Genomic DNA, 19,563 nt, shown 5'->3' with positions numbered 1-19,563 from the left:
GTCTCTTCGAGGGACCAGAACGGTGCCGTGCGATTTCCTCCTCCCGATGTGAGCTGCGGGACGCGTGAACCGGTCCGCTTGTTCTTGTTTGAGCCATTGCGTAGCCGGTTCAGCGGAGGGAAACTTGCCCAAGAGAGAAGCAGCTTTGCTCGACAGCGAAGCCCGATCAAATTTTTCACGATGCGAGCGAATTCAGCGGGTTCCGTCGCGCTCGTTGTGCGAAGCGGTAAGCGGGGCGTATTCCGGTTCCGGCTTGACGGGACGAAGAGTAAGGCGGAGGATTGTAGATCTAGGAGCAGGGCCTCGCTCCAAAGATCGCCTCAATTCAAAGGAAAAGTAGATCCATGTGACCTGAGGTGGCGCGACGACGACCACGATGGTACGGATCATGGCCGATAGAATTTGTTCGCTCAGCACTTCCGGAATGACATCGAAGCAGCAGATCCAGTGCTGGATCGATGCCTTGACCGATCTTTGCGGCAAGTTCGACGTCGATCCGCTCGAGGCGTCCTCGCTTGAAGGGCGAATTAACCACACGGGCGTGTCCCGACTGAAGCTCTGCCAGATCGAGGTCAGCCAGCATCGCATTGCGCATACGACTTCATCGTCAGGGCTCAGCGATCATCCCTTCGTAAAGATCCTGTTCCAGACCTACGGCGTTTCGTATTTTGAGCAGGACGGTCGCCACATCGAGCTGACGCCTGGCGACTGTCTTGCCTATGACGTATCTTGCCCGCACACGATCGTCAGCCCCGCTTTTACGCGGCACGAAGTCGTGATCGTTCCGAAGGAATTGCTGCACGAACGCGGCTTCCGCTTCCACAAGATGTCGGCGTGCAAGCTCTCGGCGCGCACCGGCACGGGCCGCATCGCCCACGACTTCGTGCACGCGGCATTTGATGAGGCCGCGAAGCTGTCGCCCAACAGTGCCGCGGGCGTCGCCGACACGCTGATCGATTTGTTGCTGTTGCCGCTCCGCGAAGCGGACACAATCGTCGATTGCTCCGGGCCTGAGGCCATGTATGTGCGGGCGCAATTCTTCATCCGCGAGCATTTGCGTGATCCGGACCTCTGCATCGACCAAATCTCGGCGGAGCTCGGCTGCTCCAAGCGTTACTTGCACATGCTGTTCAGCGAACGCGGCACGACGGTGAGCGATTACATCTGGCAGGCGAGGCTGCAGAACTGCCGGCAAGAACTGGAGATGCACGCCGGAAAGACGATCACCGACGTGGCGTTCTCATGGGGCTTTTCGAGCTCTTCGCATTTCAGCCGCGTGTTCCGGAAGTATTTCGGCGTGGTGCCGTCGTCCATTCACAAGGCGCAGCACCCCAGCCTGCCGACAGCCGCGCGCTAAATCCCAGATCAGCGCCGCGCGAGCCGCAGCAACCAGCCCCGAAGACTTTGCGGCTATTTCTGAATGATGTTCATCCAGATTTCGCCGAGCACGGCCGGTTCGCGGGGAGGAAGGTAGGTAAGCCCGGTCGACTTGCCGAGTGCGGCCAGTGTGCCTTCCGCCTGGAGCTCCGAGAGCGCCTTGTTCACCGCGGCAAGGAGCTCCGAGTTGCTGGCCAGCCCCACGTAGCCGCGGTTGGCTCCGACAGGATAATAATATCCCGAGCCTGTAAGGCCGGTCTCCGGGTGCGTGGCGCGATATGCGTCGAACCGCCGCAAGTCGAGCAGCGTCGCGTCGAAATCGCCGCGATTCAGCGCGCCAAGCAGATCGTTCCGGCCGGGAACCAGGTGGGTGACGCTGTCGATCAAGCGCCCCTTGTCGAACGTCATCAGGATCGCGTCGCCAAGCGTGCCGCTTTCGATCACGAGTCGCAGCCCGGCAAGGTCGCCGATCCCGGTAATCTTGCGCTCGCGCGCCCTGGGGCCGAGGACGACGGTGAGAGGCGAGTAGATGTAGGGCTGGCTCGGCGCCAGCACGCCGATCGAGATGCGCCGGCGGCGATCGTCCCGGGTGGCGCCCTCGAATCCGGGAAGCTTTGCTGTCTTTGCGCCGGGAACGGCAAGGGAGTCCTTGGTCAGGGCATAGCCGCCGACAAGCGAGCAGCGTCCATCGGAAAGAAGGGCGTTGACTTCAAGCGCTGGGCTTGAGTCCTCGTCGAGTTCGCTTTCAAACCATTGGATCCTGAGCGGCCTGCCCAGGCGATCCGCGATCGCGCGGGCGAGCGCGACGTCGAAGCCGGTGTCCGGCTTGCCGCGTTGATGTGCGGAAAGTGGCGGGAGATCCTGGTCAAGGCAGATCCTCAACGGATCCTCGGACGCGCGTGCGGCAGTCACTACCGAGGCCGCAAGGAGAAGCGCCGACGCGAACGCCGCGCGGCCGCTCTTCATGGTTTCCTCCGGCTCGATATGTAGGCCCAAAGCTCCGCGATCTTTTCATCGTTCAGGAGATCCCCCCAGGGCGGCATCCTGCCGTTCTTGCCTTGCTTCACCGTGGTGACAAACCGGGTCTTGTCGTTCGGGAACGTGCGCAGGTCGGGCGTGATCGTGCCGGAGTTGACCATGTTTGGACCGTGGCAGTGCGAACATTTTTCCGCGTAGGTGGTCTTGCCCTGATCGATCAGGATCTGATTGCCTGCGGCATCCTGTTGTGTGTCATCGGAGCGAGCCGTCGCGACCTGCGCGACGGCCGCTACCGCGACAGCGGCGAGAATCGCCGCCGTCTTCCTGATATTCGGCTTCTTGAGCACGGCTGACCTGCAGTTATTGCTTGAGCGCGAACACCCACAGCGAGCCACCCGGCGGCACGTTGGCCAACCGCTCGTCGCCCGAGAACAGGGAGTAGACGCCGCCATAGCCGCTGGTCACCGCGACGTACTGCACGCCATCCTGCTGCCACGTCACGGGTTGCCCCTCGATGCCCGAGCCGGTCTGGAACTGCCAGAGCGTCTTGCCGGTGTCGGCGTCGAAGGCTTCGAACTCGCCGGTCAGCTGTCCAGTGAACACGACGCCGCCGGCAGTCGACAGCACGCCCGAGAAGCGCGGAATATCACTCGGCTCTTCCCACTTCGCCTTGCCCGTCATCGGATCGATCGCCTTGAGATGGCCGCGCGGTCCGGTGCCCCACTCCCAGAGATCGCTCAGGTCCATGCCGAGATACCATTCGCCGGCCTTGTAGACGGCAGGCACGGTCTTGTAGCGGCCGCCGAACGCGAGCGTGTTGGCATAGGCGAGGCCGGTCTGAGGGTTGAACGACATCGGTTCCCAGTTCTTGCCGCCGAGGATCGACGGATAGACCGTGACCTTCTTGCCCTCGCGCGCTTCCTTGCTGACCTCGGTCTCGATCGGCCGGCCCGTCTTCATGTCGATGCCGGTCGCCCAGTTGACCTTCACGTAAGGGTTGGCCGCGAGCAGCTTCCCGTTGGTGCGATCGAGCACATAGAAGAAGCCGTTGCGGTTGGCGTTCATCAATGCCTTGGTCGGCTTGCCTTCGATGTTCATGTCGGCGAGGACCATCTCGGCGACCGCGTCATAGTCGAACGGATTGTTCGGCGAGAACTGGAAGTGCCACTTGATCTTGCCGCTCTTCGGATCGAGCGCCAGCACCGAGCAGGTGTAGAGATTGTCGCCGGGACGAACCGCCGAATTGAACGGTCCGGGGTTGCCGACGCCCCAATACACCGTCTTCAGGTCCGGATCGTAGGAGCCGGTGATCCAAGTCGACCCGCCGCCCAGCTTCCAGGTGTCACCCTTCCAGGTGTCGCCGCCGGGCTCGTCCGGGCTCGGGATCGTGTGCGTACGCCACAGATGCTTGCCGGTGGCCGGATCCCAACCATCGATGAAGCCGCGGATGCCGAACTCTGCACCCGAGATGCCGGTTATCACGACCCCGTCGGCAACCAGCGGGGCTACCGTCATCGAATAGCCTTCCTTGATGTCGCCCGCCTTGGAGCGCCACAATTCCTTGCCGGTCTTGGCGTCGAGCGCGATCACATTGGCGTCCAGCGTGGTGCGGAAGACCTTGCCGTCGTACAGTGCGACGCCGCGATTGATGATGCCGCAGCAGACGATCCGGGGCGTCTCCGGCGGATACTCGACCTTGGTCTTCCAGATCTGCTTGCCGGTCTTGGCGTCGACCGCCATCGTCGCCGAATGCGTCGTGACGTAAATAACCCCCTGATAAACAATGGGTTGCGACTCTTCGCTGCGATCATCGGCGAAGCTGTAGTTCCAGACCGGGACGAGATTCTTGACGGTTTCCTTGTTGATTTGCTTCAGCGAGCTGAAGCGCTGCAGATCGTAGCCCATCCCATAATTCAAAACGTTTGATGTGTCGGTCGCGCCTTTGACCAACTGTTCATTGGTCTGGGCATTCACTCCATGTGATGCAAAATGTGATGCAAGAATCGCAAGGCCTGCGGCCAGCGCAACGCGTTTCATCCGATCCTCCCAATATGCGCGCCTATCTTGACGCTGCGTCTCAACACTCTGCCGGAAACCCAAAACCGTCAATACGAAAGTAGAACCTGCCCGGCAGGGGCTTGTTCAGCACGCGAGCGGCCACTCGTTTCGGTAAGTCCTTTGGGAGTCTTGCGATCTTCGATCGCGCGTCAGTTTGTTGCGCCTTTTCGCGTCTCTAGATTCAGTTCGCCGGGACACGCTGACAGCTGCCGGGGTCGGGCCTTGGCTCCACGTTTGTCGATCGGGACGTTGCAGTTGTCGGTTCGTTGCTCGTCGGTCCATTTTGGGCCAAGCCGCTCCTTGCCTGTCAGCGCGGGAATGGAGGTCCCCGGCGCGGCACCCAGTATCGGTCCTTCCTGTGCTGCAGCCTGCGCTGTGCAGCCGAAGACAAACAAGAGAACCTCAAGCAGCAGTTTATGCGTTTTCATGGGTCGCTCCCTGGGATCGTCGAGATGCGTTGGGGCGTGCGCCATCTGATTTGATATCTTCGAATTTCATTTCGCCACCCGGAACCTGCGGCCTGCGCGCAGGTTGCCCGCTGTGTCCTGTGCCAAGCGCAGGAGGCCTCAGGAGGAAAGGAGAGGCGAAATGAGCAAGAGACGAGTAGTGATGGCCGGGTGCACGATTCTCGCCTGGAGCATCGGCAGCGCTTTCGCCGGACCGTGTGACACCACGGGCCGCGCCGCCAGCGAACGGGATGCGGGTTCCGGACCAACGGTCGGTTACAATCAGCAGACCACTGGAGCTGCAGGAAGCAGCAGCAGCGAGCATCCGCCCACCAGCACGATGAATCGCGCCAGCGATGCCACGGCAACGTCCTCGCAGGACGCGCAGAAGCAAATGCAGGGTCAGCCTACGGCTGCCCAGCAGGCCCAAGGAGCCAAGCCGGGCGAGAAGATGGCGGATGATGGCTGCTGATTTCCGCGGTGCATCGCACAAGGCGAGAGCGCCACTTGCGTAGAGCAGGATGCAGTCTTACGGTTGGACATGCGCGATGGTGCGCTCAGCTAGGGAGACCCGAATGACCTGGAGAACACCAAAGATCGTCGAAGTGCCCGTGGGCATGGAAATCAACATGTACGCCTGCGCAGCGCGCAAATAATCGCCGCGATCTGCCCCGGCTTCGGCATGCGCAGCTGCCGGAGCCGAGGCAGCACTCCTTCGTGCGCGTTCCCAACCTGCGCGAGAACATTCATTCCTTTCTGAATTTCACGATTGCGGGCCGTGAAGCGCGCGGCTTCTGTCGCATCCTGCAGTTCGCCAGGGCTTCTTGCCCGGCGATACCTGCTCATTCCTCTGCTGCTGCGGAGCGCGAATGCTTGAGCGCGTGACGAAATCGCTGGCGGCAGTTGCGTTCGCGTCCGTGCTGTTTCCAGCTTGCGGCCATGCCGGGGATACGGGGTTCGATACCGAGCATCTGTTCGGCTTTATGATCGGGACCGACGTCGGAAGCCGCGGGGAGCGCGAATTCCAGAGCGAAACGACGGGGCGCTTCGGCAAGAATAATGGAAAATATCGAACGATCGGCCAGCAACTGGAATTGGAGTTCGTGCCGATACCCAACTTCCGCGTCGAGGTTGGAACCGCTTTTGCGCGGCACGATATCAACGGGGTTCCGGGTATTGAGGATCGTCGCCAACTTGCCTGGCAGGGCCTCTCCCTCGAACTCCGCTACCGGTTTATGGAACGTGATACTGCGCCTTTCGGCCTGACCTTCGCGGCAGAGAGCAACGTCAGTCGTGTGGGTGCTGTCAGCGGAGCCAGGGTTCGAAGCTACGGGACGGAATTCACGCTCGCGTTGGATCGGGAACTGGTTCCGAACGTCGTCGCGGCTTTCAACCTGACTTATCAGCCGGAGTGGACGCGCGTTGTCGAAACGGGAACGGCGCAATACGAATCTCTCGTCGGGGCGGCAGTTGGCGCGATGATCCGCGTAACGCCGGGCGTTCTTGTCGGCGGTGAAGTACGTTACTTCAGACATTATGAAGGAGTAGGCCTGGACGAATTTGCCGGGCAGGCGCTGTTCGTTGGCCCGACGACTTACTTCCAATTATCGAACCACTCGCGCCTGACGGCGACGTGGAGTGTGCAGGCGTGGGGACGGCCCGCGGGATCGAACGCGGCTCTCGATCTCGTGAATTTCGAACGACATCAGGCCCGGCTGGTCTTCGGGGTCAATTTCTAGCGCCAAATGGCTCAGTGGACGTGGCCGGGGAGCTGCCGGGCCGCACTTTTTTCCTGCGCTTCTGAAACTTCGCCCTACGGCAAAGCGTAACCCGTGTGCTACTTTGAATGCCTATTGCGAGGATATCACGCATGAATTCTGTCAACCTGATCGTGACGGTATGCGCCGTGCTCGCGCCGGCCCAATGCGAGGACACGCATCTGGTCTTATCCTTCAACGGTTCGCTGCGCCAGTGCGCCATGGCTGCCCCGCCCCATATCGCGCAGTGGGTGGGGGAGCATCCGAAGTGGACTGCCGTCAAATGGCGGTGCGAATACCCGCACACCAATGACAGGGTTGATAATGGCCACGCAAAATCATCCGGTTGAGCAAAATCACCCCGGTTGGAGCGTGGTGTGCGAAATCGCTGCAAGCTAGTTGGTGCAGTCCTTCAAGTCCTTGTCGGCGATTGAAAACACCGCATCCGCCTTGATTTCGATATCTCGGACCAGGCACTGGCGTGAGTTCGGATAGGACACCCTGGCATCGTAGCGCCCCGGTTTCGATCGCGGTGATGCGCAGGCGCTCGTCGTGGTCGACCTCCTTGTCCTTGTCGTTCAGGGTCTGGTTGGGTCCCCAGGCGTTCTTTCCGCTCGGTGAAAGCTGAAAGCCTGAAATCGTCGAAGATGTGAGATTCCACAGGCGGATGCCCTTTCCCTGAGCGGAGAGATCGCCGGGGGCGGCAAGCAGCGCCGCTATGGCCATAATCCGTCGCATCGAGTCGTCCTCCGGACGAGAACGCCGTCATTGCTTTATCAGACGGTCGCGGTTTTTCGCCTTATCGAGATTCCTGGCCCGGTCGAGGCCGATCGGGGCAACAAGCTTCAGCGAGGCGACATCGGCGCCGTCGAAATCGGCCTCGGCGATTGTTGCGCCGGTCAGGTCGGCGCCACCGAGCTGGGCGTTCCTGAGGGAAGCGCCGGTCAGATCGGCTCCCCTGAGAAAGGCGAACTCGAGGTCGACGCGAGAGAGATCAGCGTTGCGTGCGTCGATCCGCTCCAGCTTCGCGGATCTCAGAACGGCCCGCATCAGGCCCATCGACTGGTTGCGCATGTCGGCGCTGAGATTTGCGCCTGCGATCGAGGCTCCCACGAGACTCGCGCCGGTAAGGTCAGCTGCGATCCGCGCTCGTGAAAGATCGGCGCGGTCCAGGCGGCTGCGCGCCATCTGCGAGGCGAACAGGCTGGCGCCTTTCAGGCTTGCCCCCGTCAGGTCTGCATCCAGCAGCCATGCCTGGTCAAGGATCGCATGATCGAGCTTCGCGCCGACGAGCTTCGTCTTGTTGAGCCGCGCCGCGCGGAATATCGCATTGGAGAGGTCGAGCCCGGAGAGGTCGAGGCCTGACAACCTTTTTCTGGTGAAATCGGCGGGCGAGGCGACGGTCGCCCCGGCAAGCGCGGCCTCGACGTCGCTGCGCGACATTTCCGCCGAGACCATATCGGGCGATGAAAGATCGACGTCGCGCATCATGTCCTGCGCGGTCGCCGTCACTGCGACAAGACCGAGGCTGAGCGTTGCTAAGGCAATCGTCCGCATCATCGTCAATCGCATTCTAGCATGCGCCTGTCGCGCATGGCTATGAAACACTTCGATCGGCGACCGCAATGCTGGCCCGCCGCAGGATACTTGCCTTGATCGCCGCAATCTCCGCGTCGCCACGCGCGTGGCGCGGCGTGCGTACCGGCAGGTCGGCCAGAATTCGAGCCGGTCGAGCCGACAGCAGAAACACGCGATCGGCGAGACGAACCGCATCGTCCAGATTGTGGGTTACGAGGAGCGTGATCATGGTGCGGCTGCTGACCAACATCGCGATTTCCTCGCGCAGCCTGTTGGCAAGAGCGTCATCGAGCGAAGCCAGCGGTTCGTCCAGGACAAGGATGTCCGGCTCGACCGCAAACGCGCGGGCCAGAGCCACACGCCGGGCGAGACCGAGCGACAGCTCGCCGGGGTAGTGGCTGCGATGGGCATCGAGCTCGAGCAACTTGAACAGCGCCGAAAGCTTGGTCTCGTCGATGTCAGGGGCGGCCAGCCGGACGTTTTCTTCGACCGATCGCCATGGCAGCAGGCGCGGCTCCTGAAACACCATGCCGGCGCGGGCCTTCGCAGGCCGCGTAACATGGCCCTGAAAATCGTGGTCGAGGCCGAGAAGGATCCGCAGCATGGTGCTCTTGCCGCAGCCGGACGGGCCAAAGAACACCGCGACCTGCCCGGACTGCAGCGAGAACTTGAGTCCCGTGAGCACCTCGTGGCGCTCGCCTGCGGCGTTCTGGAACGTCTTGCCTGTGATGTCGACATCAAGCTGCACGGGGTCGCCACCGGGATGCCCGCGCTTCGAACGGCTGCACGAGCAGAGTTTCTATAATAAGGACCACCGCCGCGAAGGTCAGCGAATAGGCAAGCAACAGCGGGGTATCGAACAGCTGAAACGCCACGCCGATCTCGAAGCCGACGCCGTTGGGGCGCCCGAGCAGTTCGGCGACCAGCACGATTTTCCAGACCAGCGAAAGTCCGGAACGTGCGGCCGCGGCAACGTAAGGAGCAAGTTGCGGCAATATCACGTGCCGGAAGGTCCGCCAGCGCGACATCGCAAATACGGTCGCCATTTCGTCGAGCGAGCGGTCGAGCGCCCGCGTACCCTCGCGCAGGGTGACCACCGCGGTCGGAAGCTTGTTGATCGCAATCGCGGCGATCGCCGCAACCTCGGTCAGCCCCGCCCAGATATAAGCGAGCACGATCACGACAAGCGCCGGCAGATTCAGCAGCAGGATCAGCCAGGGATCGCCGAGGCGATTGGCAAGCCTGACGCGGCCCATCAGATAGCCGATGGCACCGCCCAGCGTCATTGCCAGCGCAAAGGCGAGGGCGACGCGAGCAAGCGTGGCACCGAGATGGAGGAACAGCTCGCCGGATCGGGCTTCGGCGAGCAGGACGTCGAGCACTGCGGGAGGGGAGGGCAATTTCGTGCCGTCCGCGTAAGCCGCCGCGACCCACCAGATCGCGAGAAACGAGACAAACGACAGGAGACGCAGCACGCTAGTGTTCCCTTGCGAAAGTTCGGATCATGTCGCCGCACCCTTGCCCGGCCAGTGCAGGAATCTCAAATCGGCGGCTCTACTCTCGGGGCGGCGCGCGATAGAACGTGCCGGCATCGAGCTCTGGTGCTGACCCGACGAGTTCGCGGCCTCCGACCGAGGCGAGCACACGATAGAGGACGCGCGCATCGGCCTCTTCCTCCTCGACCGGTCGGCGCGGAATTCCCTCGCGGTAGCGGTCGCGATAGGCCTTCAGCGTTGGCGGGTCGACAGTTCCGGTCAGCGGCGCGATCCTGTCCCACTCCGCATCCGAACTCGCCAGGATCTCCTTCGCCTGCCGCGTCATCGCGATGAAGCGGGCGACCACGTCGCGATTGGCGGCGGCCCAGGTCTCGTCGAAGGCATAACCAATCATCGCGGTGCGGCCCTTGGCGCCGAGCTGGGGCAGGATGTCTTCGATGCTCACGAGACGGCGGAATCCCTTGGCTTCCAGCGCGGCGCAGAAATTCCAGTAATTGAGGTTTGCATCCATCTCGCCGTCGAGGGTCTTTGCAGCCAACAGCGGCGGGGCGCCATAGACGATCGTCGCTTGCGACTTGAGGTCAATTCCCTCCTGCTTCGCGCGCGCCTGGAGCAGCAGCCAGCTCTTGTCGATCGGTCCACCGGCGATTGCGAGCTTGCGACCCTTGAGATCCGCCAGAGTCTTAATCGGCGAGGATGCCGGGACCATGATGGCACCGAGCGCGCTCGAATAGGGGTAGAACGTCAGCTTGGCGCCAAGCGCACGCTCGCGCGAGACCCATAGCCAGTCGGAAATCATGACGTCGGCTGTGCCCGCGCGCAGCGCAATCTTGCCGGACTCGGGGCTCGCAAGCTCGATCACCTCAAGCGCGAGGTTGGCCCGCTTGTCGAGCCCATGGGCGCGTACAACGGCAAGTTCCCAGGCGGCGGTCCCGGTTTTTTGCACTGCAAGGCGTATGGTGTCCGCGGCGTGGCACGTCGCAATGTGCGCCACCACAAGCAGAGCTGCAGCCGCCATCGTGCGAGCATTCACAATCATGATTTCTTGAGCCGTTTCCTCGAGCGTCTTCTTTTCAGCCATGTACTCATAGCATAGTTTCAGTCCATGCCAGTGGGAGGACCGCCGTGAAGCTTCCCGGACCGGTACGGCCAATTGTCGCCGTGTTGCTGTTGATGTCTCCAATGTGTCTCGTGCGGGCCGACGAGATCAATGACTATCCTACCGCTGCGCGCGCGGAATACGTGTTCGGCTGCCTGAAGGCGAACGGGGAGACCCGGCAGGCGATCGAGCACTGTTCCTGTTCGATCGACGTGATTGCTTCGCTGATGCCGTACGACCGCTATGTCACTGCGGAAACCGTGCTCAGCATGGCACAGGTGCGCGGGGATATGGGTGCGCAGTTTCGCACGTCCGAGCAGGCGACGAGCGCCGTCAACGAGTTGCGGCGGGCGCAGGCCGAAGCCGAGGTGAGGTGCTTCTGAGACTGCGTCCGCTGCCTGCCGTCGCCGGCGCGGCTTCAGATGCCCGGCTTGTCGATGTCCCACTCGTTCCGGAAGACGTGCCCGTCGGTATCCCTGGCCTCGGCGCGAAAGCGCTTGGCGCCGTTTGACACATATGTGAAGCGGAGGTTGGGATCCTCCGAGATGGAAATCCCGCCTTCCATCGCCAGCACCAGGCTGTCGTCTTGCCAGAGCTTGAGCTGGTCGACGAAGAATGCCGGAATGTACAACTGGGTGAGCTGGTCCATCTGCAGGCCGGAATTGTTGGGATGGCCGATCATGATCTGGGCCTCTCGCACGCCCTTCGCGCGGTCCTGGTCGGACGTTGCAAACTGCCGGAAACGCATCTGGCCAAGCCTGTTCTTCGCCTCTTCCACGTTCTTGGCCGCCGGTGCCGAGCATCCGCCGGATGCCTTGACGTAGGTCTTGACCACATAGAGCTTGCCGTCGCTCAGCTCGGCCACCGCGTGGACGTCGGTGTAGCTGTTGACCCGTACGCGGGTTGAGATTTCCGTGACGTTGGCGTCTCGGCCCAATTCGAACTTCGCCGCCATCGGCGCGGGGTTCCGGTCGATGACGAGCGTGATGGTGCGGACGCTGCGGCTATCGTCGGGTGAAAGTGTGGTCCTGAGTTTCACCGGGACGATCGCGGCATCCTCGGCGCGGTACGGCATTTCGATGGCGATGACTCCGCCGCCGTCATTCATCGGGCGATTATTGAAGATGTCCTGCACCAGGCCGGGCCAGGGATCGTAACCGTCCGTATTGTCCGCGCGCGCGAGATGCGTCCCGAGCATAACGCTCAGCATGGCGGTGCAGAGCAGGCGAAAGCAGGCTCTGAACATGGGCGCACTCTCCTCGCGACGATGGAAGAAACGGCCGCACTATAGGCGATGCAGTATGCTATTCCCATTCAATTTCGGAGAATGCGGCTGTTGCGTTGCGCGCGTTGTAGTCGTCGAAAAGTTCCCAGTGCGAGCGCTCCGAGGATGCTGCTTGTCGGGCCGCCTCAGCGATCGGCCTACCGCGTGCGAAAAGCGTGCGGACGTCGGATAGGAGGGTCTGGAGATAGCGGCGCTCGTCGGCGAGCGCTGCGGGCCATTCGCTTACGTGCCCATGACCGGGAACGACACGCTGCGCGGATATCGCGGAGAGTTCGTCCAGCGCCTTCAGCCAGCCACGGAGACTGCCGTCGAGCACCGGAACATGCCTCAGGAACACGAGGTCACCGGCAAAGAGGGTTCCACTCTTCACATCCAGGACGGTGAGATCGTTGTCGCTGTGCGCGGTTGGCCAGGCCCGCAGGACAAGCGCCCGTGAACCCAGGTCGAGCGTGAGCGTGCCGTCGACCAGCACGGTCGCGGCCATGAGCCGCACGGGATTGATCAGCTCATGGCCCATGATCCGGCGGAAATTGTCGATGTAGAACTGCCCGCGGGTGGCGAGAGCGCGCGGGCAGTTGCTGTGGCCGACGAAGAGGGTTCCCTCGTGCGCAAAGGCGGCGTTACCGAACACGTGATCCGGATGGGCGTGGGTGTTGATGACGTAACGGATCGGCTCATCGGTGCGGGCGCGAATGGCCGCTAGCAACCGCTCGCCTTCGCGGACGCTTCCCCCCGTATCGATCACGGCGACCCCGCTGTCGCCGATGATGAATCCGACGTTGGCGATAGCACCTTCGTTCTCGCGCGTCATCAACGCCGTCACGCCCTCATGGACGAAGACGCCGGGAGCGATCTCGGTTACGGCCAGTGCTTGTTGCTGCGCCTGCGCGGAGGTGGATGCGCAGAGCAGGGCGAGGAAGATCGCAATCGAAGCGAGCCGGACCATGCCTTTCGTCTTGCCTTTCGGGAGAGATGTTCGATGGCGATCAGGTTGCGTCGCAACATGCGGAACGAGGCATGGTGAACATTATTTGTGCTACTGGCCACAATTGAGGCGCATAGGGTTTTGACTATCTTGAAGTTCGTCAGGCCGGATCGACCTTCGATGACAAAGAGCAAGCTACGACGCCGGTTCTTGATTGTCGCCGCTCTTACGGCGGCAGCGATGCTTGTGGATCGCGAGTGGGCCCGGGCGCAGACGAGCGACAGCGGCGATCTGTCGTTCGAACTGGTGGACCCGAAGGTCTTCAGGGTCTGTGCCGATCCGCGCAACCTGCCGTTCTCCAACGAGAAAGGCGAAGGCTTCGAAAACAAGCTGGCGGAGCTGTTTGCCGACAAGCTTCACAAGAAGCTCGACTACGTCTACTTCCCGCAGGCAACCGGCTTCGTTCGCATGACGCTCGGCGCGCACCGCTGCGACGTGATCATGGGCTTTCCTCAAGGCGGCGATCTGGTGCAGGGAACCAATCCGTATTACCGAACGGCCTATGCTCTGATCGCGAGGCAGGGCAGCGGCCTTGAGGATGTGACGACGCTGGAAGACGAGCGGTTAAAGGGCAAGCACATCGGAATCGTCGCCGGCACCCCGCCAGCGACCAATATGGCGGCCGCCGGCCTGATGGCGAACGCCAAGCCCTATCCGCTGATGATCGACACCCGTATCGCCTCCTCGGCCGAGGCAATGATCAAGGACCTGACGTCAGGCACGATCGACGCCGCCGTCCTGTGGGGTCCGATGGCCGGATTCTACGCCAAGAACGCAAGCCAGCCGCTGCAAGTCACGCCGCTGGTCAAGGAGACAAAGGGGCCGCATCTGGTCTATCGCATCGGCATGGGGGTGCGCCCCGCCGACCAGAACTGGAAGCGGCAGCTCAACCAGCTGATTCAGGAAAACCAGCCGGCCATCAACAAGATCCTGCTCGACTTCGGCGTTCCCCTGCTCGACGAGAATGATCGGCCGATCGGTGCAGAGGCGGCGACAAAGTCGCCATGAAACGTCACTTCGCGAGTTCGACCCTTCTCGCTCTCGCGCTCTCGGCTCCGTCGTTAGCGCAGCAGAACGTCCCGGAGCCCCAGGGCTACCGTACCGACAATTATCGCGCTCCGGTGCCGGCGACCCTTGCGGGCGCCCGCGTGCTTTCAACGGCCGAAGCCGAGGCCATCTGGCGCGACAAGTCCGGCGCCTTCATCGACGTCCTGCCGCGCCCACCCAGGCCGCAGAACCTGCCGGCAGGTACGGTGTGGCGCGACAAGCCGCGCTTCGATGTTCCCCGCAGCGTTTGGCTGCCCGACACCGGCTACGGCGTGCTTGCCCCAGCGACGGAAGACTATCTAAAGCAGGGTCTCGCGCGGGCGTCCGGCGGCAACATGTCCGCGCTGCTCGTGATCTACTGCCAGGCCGATTGCTGGATGGCGTGGAATGCGGCCAAGCGGGCATTGTCTTACGGCTATCGCAACGTGGCCTGGTATCCGGAAGGCACCGACGGCTGGGAGCGGGCCGACCTGCCGACGACGCAAGCGCAGCCCGAGCCGCACCCCGGTGAGAAGAAGTAGGCGACGTCTAGCAATCGCCCCGTCGCGTCCTACTCGTCGCGCAACTACTTCTTGATTTCCGTGATGGTCTTCATGCCGCCGCTACCCGTGGCCGAAAACGTCACCCTGTCCCCAGCATGGAGGTTCTCGAGCATGCGGCTATCCTTGACGCTGAACTCCTGCAGCGGGCCGCTGTTGCTCGATCCCACCGTGCCGCTTTGTTGCGCCTGGATTGCGATCGTGCCGTGGATGCGGTCGATCTTGGTGATCATGCCTCGCTCGCCTTGCTGGGCGAGTGCCCCGGGCGCGAGCATGGTGACGGCTGCAGAGCCAGCCAGAATCAGCGTTGCTATTCTCATGACGGCCTCCCGTTTGTGGGGCTTCGGCGACAAGAACGCGCCAATCGACCCAAAACATGACACGAAAGTCGTCACACGGCTTTGTGATACCGCAACTCATGATGCGGAACCAGTGGATTGGCACGACGGCGATACCGCCGGCCGGCGCTACTCGATCTCCTGCTGGATGATGCGGCTGAGGGCAAACAGCCGCTGGTCGATCGTCGTCGGTACCTCGCACACGAATTTGACGACGCGGCGGCGGTCCTCGAAAATACGCGTCTCCCAGGTCAATTGGTTGCTGAGCTCGTTGACTTTCTGCTGATCCGGGGAAGAAGCGCCCTGCAGCGCCTGCAGCGCGATCGTCGCGGAGCGGATCATGTCTGCAGCCTCGCGCTGCTTCCGGGTAGCGCGTTCCAGCCCGTTCATGACCGAGAACCGCTGCGCATTGAGCGTGTCGAACAATCCGACGAACAGAAGCTTGGCGGCCCTGGTCTTGTCCGTAGCGGTGGCCAGATATTGTGTGATCTCCTTTTGTGCCTCCTCCATCGGGGTTCGCCTCGCGGCGAGCCTACCGACGAGGCTGCTGATGTTGGCGTCGTCCTTCCATTTGTCCTGGACGTCATCAAGCGGCGGACCGGCCCACACCGCTGCCAGCGAGATTTCCGGCACCTTGGCCTGGGCGCACGGCCAATCGGGATCGCGCGGATTGGCCGGATGTCCCGGTTGTGCCGATGATGCGAGTAATAGCAGGGCAATGATCGAAATCCGCGAGCTCATGTCTCGCCTCCCGGAGGCATGCGACGGGCAAGACCTCGCGACGGATCGTAGGCGTAGATCGCACCGATCATGAAGGCGATCGTGCAGGAGCCGACCACCGCGAGTGAAATCCAGTTGACATGGCCGTACAGCGCAAACCGGATCAATTCGACCGCATGGGTGAACGGGTTCGCCTGGCATAAATAATAGAGCATCGGGCTGCCCTCCTGCACGCGCCACAGCGGATAAAGCGCGGACGAGGCAAAGAACATCGGGAAGATCACGAAGTTCATCACCCCCGCAAAATTCTCCAGCTGCTTGATTCCGGAGGAAATAAGCATGCCGAGCGAACCCAGCATCAGGCCGGACAGGACCAGCGCCGGCAGCACGGTCAGATAACCGATCGGCGGCGGAGCGATGTCCCACAACCAGGCGATCAGAAGGAAGGCGTAGACCTGCAGCAGCGACACGGCGGTCCCGGCCAGAAGCTTGCAGAACAGGAGGTACCAGCGCGGCAGCGGGCTCACCAGCAGAGTGCGCATGTTACCCATCTCGCGATCGTAGACCATCGAGAGCGAGGATTGCATGCCGTTGAAGAGCTGGATCATCGCCATCAGGCCCGGGGCGATATAGACCTCGTAGAGAATGTAGGTCTCGTAAGGCGGAATGATGTAGATGCCGAGCACCTGCCGAAAGCCTACCGCGAAGATGAAGAGCCACACCAGCGGCCGCACCAGCGCCGATACGAAGCGCTCACGCTGATGCAGGAAACGGAGGCCCTCGCGCCAGACGATCCCGGTCAGGCACGTGGCGTATTCCGAAAGCGAGAAGCCGCGTCGGCGGCTGTCGATCGTCGTGGAGCTCATGCTTCGCTGCTCCTCGGTTTTGTCGTGCCTGCCGTCAGGCGCATGAAGGCCGAGTTGATGTCCTGCGCGCCGGCTTCCGCGATCACGCGCGCGACCTGTCCGCCCGCCAGCACGCAGCCCTGATGCAGGACCACGACGTCGTCGCTGGAAGTGATCTCGTCGAACAGGTGAGTGGCCCAGAGCACGCTGATGCCCTGCTCGGTCACGAGTTGGCGGACATGGCTGATGATGTCGGCCCTGGCCTTGACGTCGAGACCGACGGTGGGCTCGTCGAGCAGCAAGAGGCGCGGGCGGTGCAGCAACGCGCGCGCGATCTCCAGTCGTCGCATCTGCCCGCCTGAGAGGTCGCGCACCTTGCTTAAGGCGCGGTCGGCAAGACCAATGCGCTCGAGCAGTGCCCGCCCACGCGCGGTTGCTTCGCGGCGGGCGATGCCGTGCAGGGCGGCGTGATAGAGGAGGTTCTGCATCAGCGAGAGATCGAGATCGAGCGTGCGCGGCTGGAACACAACGCCCATCAGCCGCAACGCTTCACCTGGGGTCGCGCCGATGTCGTGGCCGATGATGCGGATTCGTCCGCTCTGAATGCCGAACAGGCGCGTGATCAGCGAGAACAGCGTGCTCTTGCCGGCGCCGTTCAGGCCGAGCAGCGCCGTGAAGCTTGCCGGAGCGACGGTGAAGCTGACCTCGCTAAGGGCGCGTCGAGAGCCGTAGGCATGGCTGACGGTTTCGATGGACAAGGCCGGCGCCACAGCGTGATCTTGCCGCGTGGTGATGTCCGACGCCGGCTCTGCGGCTATGGCTGCGTCATGTGCGATCATGGGTGCGCGATCGTAATGCCCCAGGGCAGTTCGCCGACCTGTATCGATTTGATTACCTTCTGAGCGGCGACATCGATGACCGAGACGTCGTTGGATAGGCCGTTGGTGACCAGCAGGTATTTTTGGTCCGGGGTGAAGTCCATGTGCCAGACCCGCTGACCTACCAGCAGATATTTGGTCACCTCGTGGCTGGCGGCGTCGACAATGGCAACGCGGTTGGCTGGGCCGAGCGCGATGAACGCCGTCTTGCCGTCCCTGGTCATGCCGATGCCCACCGGCTGGATGGCCTCGCGGCGCAGGCCGGGGATGCTGAAGGTGATCTTCTTGGTGACGGCGTGCTTGACCGGATCAATGATCGAGACGGTGCCGCCGATTTCGGAGGAGACCCACAGCTCGGAACCGTCGCGCTTGAATTCGGCAAAGCGCGGCCGCGCATCGACCAGCACGTTGGCGAAGACCTGGCGCTTCTCGATATCGATGAAGTGCGCCATGTTCGTCGTCTCGGATGTGTTGATCAGGGTCTTGCCGTCCGGGCTGATGGTCATGCCTTCGGGCTCGACGCCGACCTGGATGTCGCCGAGCCGGATTCGCTTCTGAACATCAATGATGGTGACGGTGTTATCGTTCTCGTTGGCGACATAGAGGAGCTTTCCGGCCGCATCCTGCGTAAACAGTTCGGGGTCGGGCCCGGAGGGAAGGCTGTCGACCACCTCCTGGGTCTTGGTATCGATCACCTCGATCCTGTCGTCGTCGCCGACCGCCACCATGACGAACTTGCCGTCGCGTGTGAACTCGATGCCGCGCGGCCGCTGCCCCACCTTGATGGTCTTGATGACGGTCCAGCTGTCGGTGTCGATGACCGAAACGGTGTTGCTCTTCTCGTTCGAGACGTAGGCGACGAAGGCATGTGCAGGCGCCGTGGCCATAAGCCACAGCCCGATCGCCGAAAGCAGCCGAAGGCGCCTCATGCGCGATTTCTCCGTTTTCACTGCAGCTTGCATTTGGTCTCCGGCCGGTCGAGACCGAGCGTGTCGAGTTCGGATACCTGATGCAGGAAGCCTTCCTGCGGCGAAACCGAGACCACCATGCGCCCGTCGACGAGGAGAATGGGCTGGCGCAGCTGCAGGTTCCAGTCGCGCAGCGTCAGGCGCTGACCTTTGAAGGCGGCGACCGAAAAATCCGGTGCCCTGAGGAATTTGAATACCGTCCTGGTATCGCCGGAGTTGGTGCGCGATGTCGCTTCCCCGACGATCCGCCCCGCAATCCAGGCCTGCATGTCCAGCGCCGTCATTCGCCGCGAATTCAGTCTCAGGAAGCGGTTCTGGAGCTGGATCGCGCCCCATTGATCCTGCGCGGCGTCCCAGCTGCGCGGCACGAGCCCCGCCGAGCCTGCGACCGGCCGCGGGTCCCAGGTTCGGTAGGGCAGGTAGGCCGCGAAGACCTCGCTTTCATCGGCCGCGACCAGCACGTCATAGCTCGGGGCCTGCTGGGTGAAGACCGGCATCTGGCGCTGGATCAGCGTGACCCCACTGTCGGTGCGGCGCGCGCCGCCGGTATCTTCGAAGGTTCGCTCCTGCACGATCTTGGCACCGAAGCGCGTGGCGGCGCGCCGCAGCGCGTCGGCGTACAGCCTGTCCGGATCATGAGAGCCGACCACCAGCAGCCAGCGCTTCCATTGCTTCCACACGAGGTATTGGCCGAGCGCGTCCGCCAGCATCGAGCGCGTCGGCGCCACATGGATGATGTTGGCCCGGCAATCCTGTTCGCGCAGCCGGTCGTCGATCGCGCCCGCGTTGAGCAGCACCGTGCCGCGGCCGCGCAGCGCGTCGGCAGCCTTGAGCAGCGCGTCGGGACCCAGCTCGGCGATGATGAAGCCGTTCCGTTCGGCGAGCGCGGTGGCCGCCTGGCCGGCGTCTTCGCCCTCCTTGAGACGATGCTCCTGCAAGGTGAAGTGCTGATTGAGGAACTTGCCGGTGGTGTTGTTGTCCTCGATCGCGAGGCGCGCGCCGGCGATGCCGTCGTTCTCCGCCGGCTGCTCGACCAGCGACAAGGTCGATCTGACGCCGGCATGGCTGAGATAGCCGATGCCGATTTCGATGGGATCGGCGGCAAGAGCACGGCCGGCCGCCACGCTCATGATGATTGCGCCGATCAAGCATCGGATCATGAACCCTCC

The 19,563-nt window shown here is 62.6% G+C and carries 24 protein-coding genes and 1 pseudogene; 8 read left to right on the top strand and 17 right to left on the bottom strand.

Annotated features, from left to right (window positions below; translation table 11 throughout):
* Positions 1-388: 388 nt before the first annotated feature.
* On the top strand, positions 389-1,357 hold the full coding sequence (locus HY852_RS06275) for a helix-turn-helix domain-containing protein (protein WP_291603500.1): 969 nt from the start codon (positions 389-391) through the stop codon (positions 1,355-1,357).
* 53 nt (positions 1,358-1,410) lie between these two features.
* Here HY852_RS06275 and HY852_RS06270 read toward each other — a convergent pair whose 3' ends face one another.
* The 3 genes from HY852_RS06270 to HY852_RS06260 are packed head-to-tail and all read right to left on the bottom strand — an operon-like array spanning position 1,411 to position 4,392.
* Entirely contained in the window at positions 1,411-2,343 is a 933-nt protein-coding gene (locus tag HY852_RS06270) for an ABC transporter substrate-binding protein (protein ID WP_291603499.1), read from the bottom strand.
* A complete protein-coding gene (locus HY852_RS06265; protein WP_291603498.1) occupies positions 2,340-2,702 on the bottom strand; it encodes a cytochrome c in 363 nt (120 codons plus the stop codon). Before HY852_RS06265 ends, HY852_RS06270 begins: the two co-directional genes overlap by 4 nt.
* 13 nt (positions 2,703-2,715) lie before the next feature.
* Complete coding sequence (locus HY852_RS06260) at positions 2,716-4,392, bottom strand: methanol/ethanol family PQQ-dependent dehydrogenase (protein ID WP_291603497.1); 1,677 nt, start codon at positions 4,390-4,392, stop codon at positions 2,716-2,718.
* A gap of 609 nt (positions 4,393-5,001) precedes the next feature.
* Here HY852_RS06260 and HY852_RS06255 point away from each other — a divergent pair.
* Positions 5,002-5,331 carry a hypothetical protein gene (locus HY852_RS06255; protein WP_291603496.1) on the top strand — a complete coding sequence of 110 codons (330 nt, stop codon included), beginning with the start codon at positions 5,002-5,004 and terminating at the stop codon, positions 5,329-5,331.
* Between the two features lie 103 nt (positions 5,332-5,434).
* The gene (gene pqqA / locus HY852_RS06250) at positions 5,435-5,515 is read left to right on the top strand and encodes a pyrroloquinoline quinone precursor peptide PqqA (RefSeq protein WP_291603531.1); all 81 of its coding nucleotides are present in this window, start codon (positions 5,435-5,437) and stop codon (positions 5,513-5,515) included.
* On the opposite strand, the gene HY852_RS06245 is transcribed toward pqqA, so the two are convergent.
* Complete coding sequence (locus tag HY852_RS06245; protein WP_291603535.1) at positions 5,484-5,705, bottom strand: hypothetical protein; 222 nt, start codon at positions 5,703-5,705, stop codon at positions 5,484-5,486. The genes pqqA and HY852_RS06245 overlap by 32 nt on opposite strands.
* 23 nt (positions 5,706-5,728) lie before the next feature.
* Here HY852_RS06245 and HY852_RS06240 point away from each other — a divergent pair, with 23 nt between their 5' ends.
* Together HY852_RS06240 and HY852_RS06235 are read left to right on the top strand one after the other, a co-directional pair.
* Positions 5,729-6,598 carry a hypothetical protein gene (locus HY852_RS06240; protein WP_291603495.1) on the top strand — a complete coding sequence of 290 codons (870 nt, stop codon included), beginning with the start codon at positions 5,729-5,731 and terminating at the stop codon, positions 6,596-6,598.
* Between the two features lie 131 nt (positions 6,599-6,729).
* Positions 6,730-6,966, top strand: a complete 237-nt coding sequence (locus tag HY852_RS06235; protein ID WP_291603494.1) for a hypothetical protein — start codon at positions 6,730-6,732, stop codon at positions 6,964-6,966.
* 45 nt (positions 6,967-7,011) lie between these two features.
* Here the strand turns inward: HY852_RS06235 and HY852_RS06230 are convergent.
* The 5 genes and pseudogenes from HY852_RS06230 to HY852_RS06210 form a co-directional block, all read right to left on the bottom strand.
* A pseudogene (locus tag HY852_RS06230) lies at positions 7,012-7,354 on the bottom strand (hypothetical protein).
* Between the two features lie 27 nt (positions 7,355-7,381).
* Positions 7,382-8,176: a pentapeptide repeat-containing protein gene (locus tag HY852_RS06225; RefSeq protein WP_291603493.1), complete on the bottom strand. Its 795-nt coding sequence runs from the start codon at positions 8,174-8,176 to the stop codon at positions 7,382-7,384.
* Positions 8,177-8,213: 37 nt separating this feature from the next.
* Complete coding sequence (locus HY852_RS06220; RefSeq protein ID WP_291603492.1) at positions 8,214-8,942, bottom strand: ABC transporter ATP-binding protein; 729 nt, start codon at positions 8,940-8,942, stop codon at positions 8,214-8,216.
* The gene (locus HY852_RS06215; protein ID WP_291603491.1) at positions 8,932-9,669 is read right to left on the bottom strand and encodes an ABC transporter permease; all 738 of its coding nucleotides are present in this window, start codon (positions 9,667-9,669) and stop codon (positions 8,932-8,934) included. The genes HY852_RS06220 and HY852_RS06215 overlap by 11 nt, the downstream gene beginning before the upstream one ends.
* Positions 9,670-9,748: 79 nt before the next feature.
* Positions 9,749-10,729 carry an ABC transporter substrate-binding protein gene (locus HY852_RS06210; protein ID WP_291603490.1) on the bottom strand — a complete coding sequence of 327 codons (981 nt, stop codon included), beginning with the start codon at positions 10,727-10,729 and terminating at the stop codon, positions 9,749-9,751.
* A gap of 86 nt (positions 10,730-10,815) precedes the next feature.
* On the opposite strand from HY852_RS06210, the gene HY852_RS06205 reads away from it, so the two are divergent.
* Complete coding sequence (locus tag HY852_RS06205; RefSeq protein WP_291603489.1) at positions 10,816-11,172, top strand: hypothetical protein; 357 nt, start codon at positions 10,816-10,818, stop codon at positions 11,170-11,172.
* 35 nt (positions 11,173-11,207) lie between these two features.
* On the opposite strand, the gene HY852_RS06200 is transcribed toward HY852_RS06205, so the two are convergent.
* Positions 11,208-11,999, bottom strand: a complete 792-nt coding sequence (locus HY852_RS06200; protein WP_291603530.1) for a quinoprotein dehydrogenase-associated SoxYZ-like carrier — start codon at positions 11,997-11,999, stop codon at positions 11,208-11,210.
* A gap of 94 nt (positions 12,000-12,093) precedes the next feature.
* On the bottom strand, positions 12,094-13,020 hold the full coding sequence (locus HY852_RS06195; protein WP_291603488.1) for a quinoprotein relay system zinc metallohydrolase 2: 927 nt from the start codon (positions 13,018-13,020) through the stop codon (positions 12,094-12,096).
* Positions 13,021-13,179: 159 nt separating this feature from the next.
* On the opposite strand from HY852_RS06195, the gene HY852_RS06190 reads away from it, so the two are divergent.
* Positions 13,180-14,067: a substrate-binding domain-containing protein gene (locus HY852_RS06190; RefSeq protein ID WP_291603487.1), complete on the top strand. Its 888-nt coding sequence runs from the start codon at positions 13,180-13,182 to the stop codon at positions 14,065-14,067.
* Complete coding sequence (locus HY852_RS06185) at positions 14,064-14,627, top strand: PQQ-dependent catabolism-associated CXXCW motif protein (protein ID WP_291603486.1); 564 nt, start codon at positions 14,064-14,066, stop codon at positions 14,625-14,627. Before HY852_RS06190 ends, HY852_RS06185 begins: the two co-directional genes overlap by 4 nt.
* A gap of 44 nt (positions 14,628-14,671) precedes the next feature.
* Here the strand turns inward: HY852_RS06185 and HY852_RS06180 are convergent, their stop codons facing one another.
* The 6 genes from HY852_RS06180 to HY852_RS06155 all read right to left on the bottom strand — a co-directional run bounded on the left by HY852_RS06180 (position 14,672) and on the right by HY852_RS06155 (position 19,554).
* A complete protein-coding gene (locus tag HY852_RS06180) occupies positions 14,672-14,965 on the bottom strand; it encodes a copper-binding protein (RefSeq protein ID WP_291603485.1) in 294 nt (97 codons plus the stop codon).
* Positions 14,966-15,112: 147 nt separating this feature from the next.
* Positions 15,113-15,724 carry a hypothetical protein gene (locus HY852_RS06175; protein WP_291603484.1) on the bottom strand — a complete coding sequence of 204 codons (612 nt, stop codon included), beginning with the start codon at positions 15,722-15,724 and terminating at the stop codon, positions 15,113-15,115.
* A complete protein-coding gene (locus HY852_RS06170; protein WP_291603483.1) occupies positions 15,721-16,569 on the bottom strand; it encodes an ABC transporter permease in 849 nt (282 codons plus the stop codon). Before HY852_RS06170 ends, HY852_RS06175 begins: the two co-directional genes overlap by 4 nt.
* Positions 16,566-17,387 carry an ABC transporter ATP-binding protein gene (locus tag HY852_RS06165; RefSeq protein WP_291603481.1) on the bottom strand — a complete coding sequence of 274 codons (822 nt, stop codon included), beginning with the start codon at positions 17,385-17,387 and terminating at the stop codon, positions 16,566-16,568. The genes HY852_RS06170 and HY852_RS06165 overlap by 4 nt, the downstream gene beginning before the upstream one ends.
* Positions 17,384-18,388, bottom strand: a complete 1,005-nt coding sequence (locus tag HY852_RS06160) for a YVTN family beta-propeller repeat protein (RefSeq protein WP_291603479.1) — start codon at positions 18,386-18,388, stop codon at positions 17,384-17,386. The genes HY852_RS06165 and HY852_RS06160 overlap by 4 nt, the downstream gene beginning before the upstream one ends.
* Positions 18,373-19,554 carry an ABC transporter substrate-binding protein gene (locus HY852_RS06155; protein WP_291603477.1) on the bottom strand — a complete coding sequence of 394 codons (1,182 nt, stop codon included), beginning with the start codon at positions 19,552-19,554 and terminating at the stop codon, positions 18,373-18,375. The genes HY852_RS06160 and HY852_RS06155 overlap by 16 nt, the downstream gene beginning before the upstream one ends.
* Between the last annotated feature and the right edge of the window lie 9 nt (positions 19,555-19,563).

Source organism: Bradyrhizobium sp. (assembly GCF_016213215.1).
Lineage (GTDB): Bacteria > Pseudomonadota > Alphaproteobacteria > Rhizobiales > Xanthobacteraceae > Bradyrhizobium.
The sequence above is the reverse complement of the archived record's forward strand: the minus strand, read 5'-3'. Positions and strand labels throughout refer to the sequence as shown.

Coding starts and splice junctions, on each gene's coding strand:
- HY852_RS06275 (WP_291603500.1), top strand. CDS start 389: ATGGCCGATAGAATTTGTTCGCTCAGCACTTCCGGAATGACATCGAAG.
- HY852_RS06270 (WP_291603499.1), bottom strand. CDS start 2,343: ATGAAGAGCGGCCGCGCGGCGTTCGCGTCGGCGCTTCTCCTTGCGGCC.
- HY852_RS06260 (WP_291603497.1), bottom strand. CDS start 4,392: ATGAAACGCGTTGCGCTGGCCGCAGGCCTTGCGATTCTTGCATCACAT.
- HY852_RS06255 (WP_291603496.1), top strand. CDS start 5,002: ATGAGCAAGAGACGAGTAGTGATGGCCGGGTGCACGATTCTCGCCTGG.
- pqqA (WP_291603531.1), top strand. CDS start 5,435: ATGACCTGGAGAACACCAAAGATCGTCGAAGTGCCCGTGGGCATGGAA.
- HY852_RS06245 (WP_291603535.1), bottom strand. CDS start 5,705: ATGAGCAGGTATCGCCGGGCAAGAAGCCCTGGCGAACTGCAGGATGCG.
- HY852_RS06240 (WP_291603495.1), top strand. CDS start 5,729: ATGCTTGAGCGCGTGACGAAATCGCTGGCGGCAGTTGCGTTCGCGTCC.
- HY852_RS06235 (WP_291603494.1), top strand. CDS start 6,730: ATGAATTCTGTCAACCTGATCGTGACGGTATGCGCCGTGCTCGCGCCG.
- HY852_RS06225 (WP_291603493.1), bottom strand. CDS start 8,176: ATGATGCGGACGATTGCCTTAGCAACGCTCAGCCTCGGTCTTGTCGCA.
- HY852_RS06210 (WP_291603490.1), bottom strand. CDS start 10,729: ATGATTGTGAATGCTCGCACGATGGCGGCTGCAGCTCTGCTTGTGGTG.
- HY852_RS06200 (WP_291603530.1), bottom strand. CDS start 11,999: ATGCTGAGCGTTATGCTCGGGACGCATCTCGCGCGCGCGGACAATACG.
- HY852_RS06195 (WP_291603488.1), bottom strand. CDS start 13,020: ATGGTCCGGCTCGCTTCGATTGCGATCTTCCTCGCCCTGCTCTGCGCA.
- HY852_RS06190 (WP_291603487.1), top strand. CDS start 13,180: ATGACAAAGAGCAAGCTACGACGCCGGTTCTTGATTGTCGCCGCTCTT.
- HY852_RS06185 (WP_291603486.1), top strand. CDS start 14,064: ATGAAACGTCACTTCGCGAGTTCGACCCTTCTCGCTCTCGCGCTCTCG.
- HY852_RS06180 (WP_291603485.1), bottom strand. CDS start 14,965: ATGAGAATAGCAACGCTGATTCTGGCTGGCTCTGCAGCCGTCACCATG.
- HY852_RS06175 (WP_291603484.1), bottom strand. CDS start 15,724: ATGAGCTCGCGGATTTCGATCATTGCCCTGCTATTACTCGCATCATCG.
- HY852_RS06170 (WP_291603483.1), bottom strand. CDS start 16,569: ATGAGCTCCACGACGATCGACAGCCGCCGACGCGGCTTCTCGCTTTCG.
- HY852_RS06165 (WP_291603481.1), bottom strand. CDS start 17,387: ATGATCGCACATGACGCAGCCATAGCCGCAGAGCCGGCGTCGGACATC.
- HY852_RS06160 (WP_291603479.1), bottom strand. CDS start 18,388: ATGCAAGCTGCAGTGAAAACGGAGAAATCGCGCATGAGGCGCCTTCGG.
- HY852_RS06155 (WP_291603477.1), bottom strand. CDS start 19,554: ATGATCCGATGCTTGATCGGCGCAATCATCATGAGCGTGGCGGCCGGC.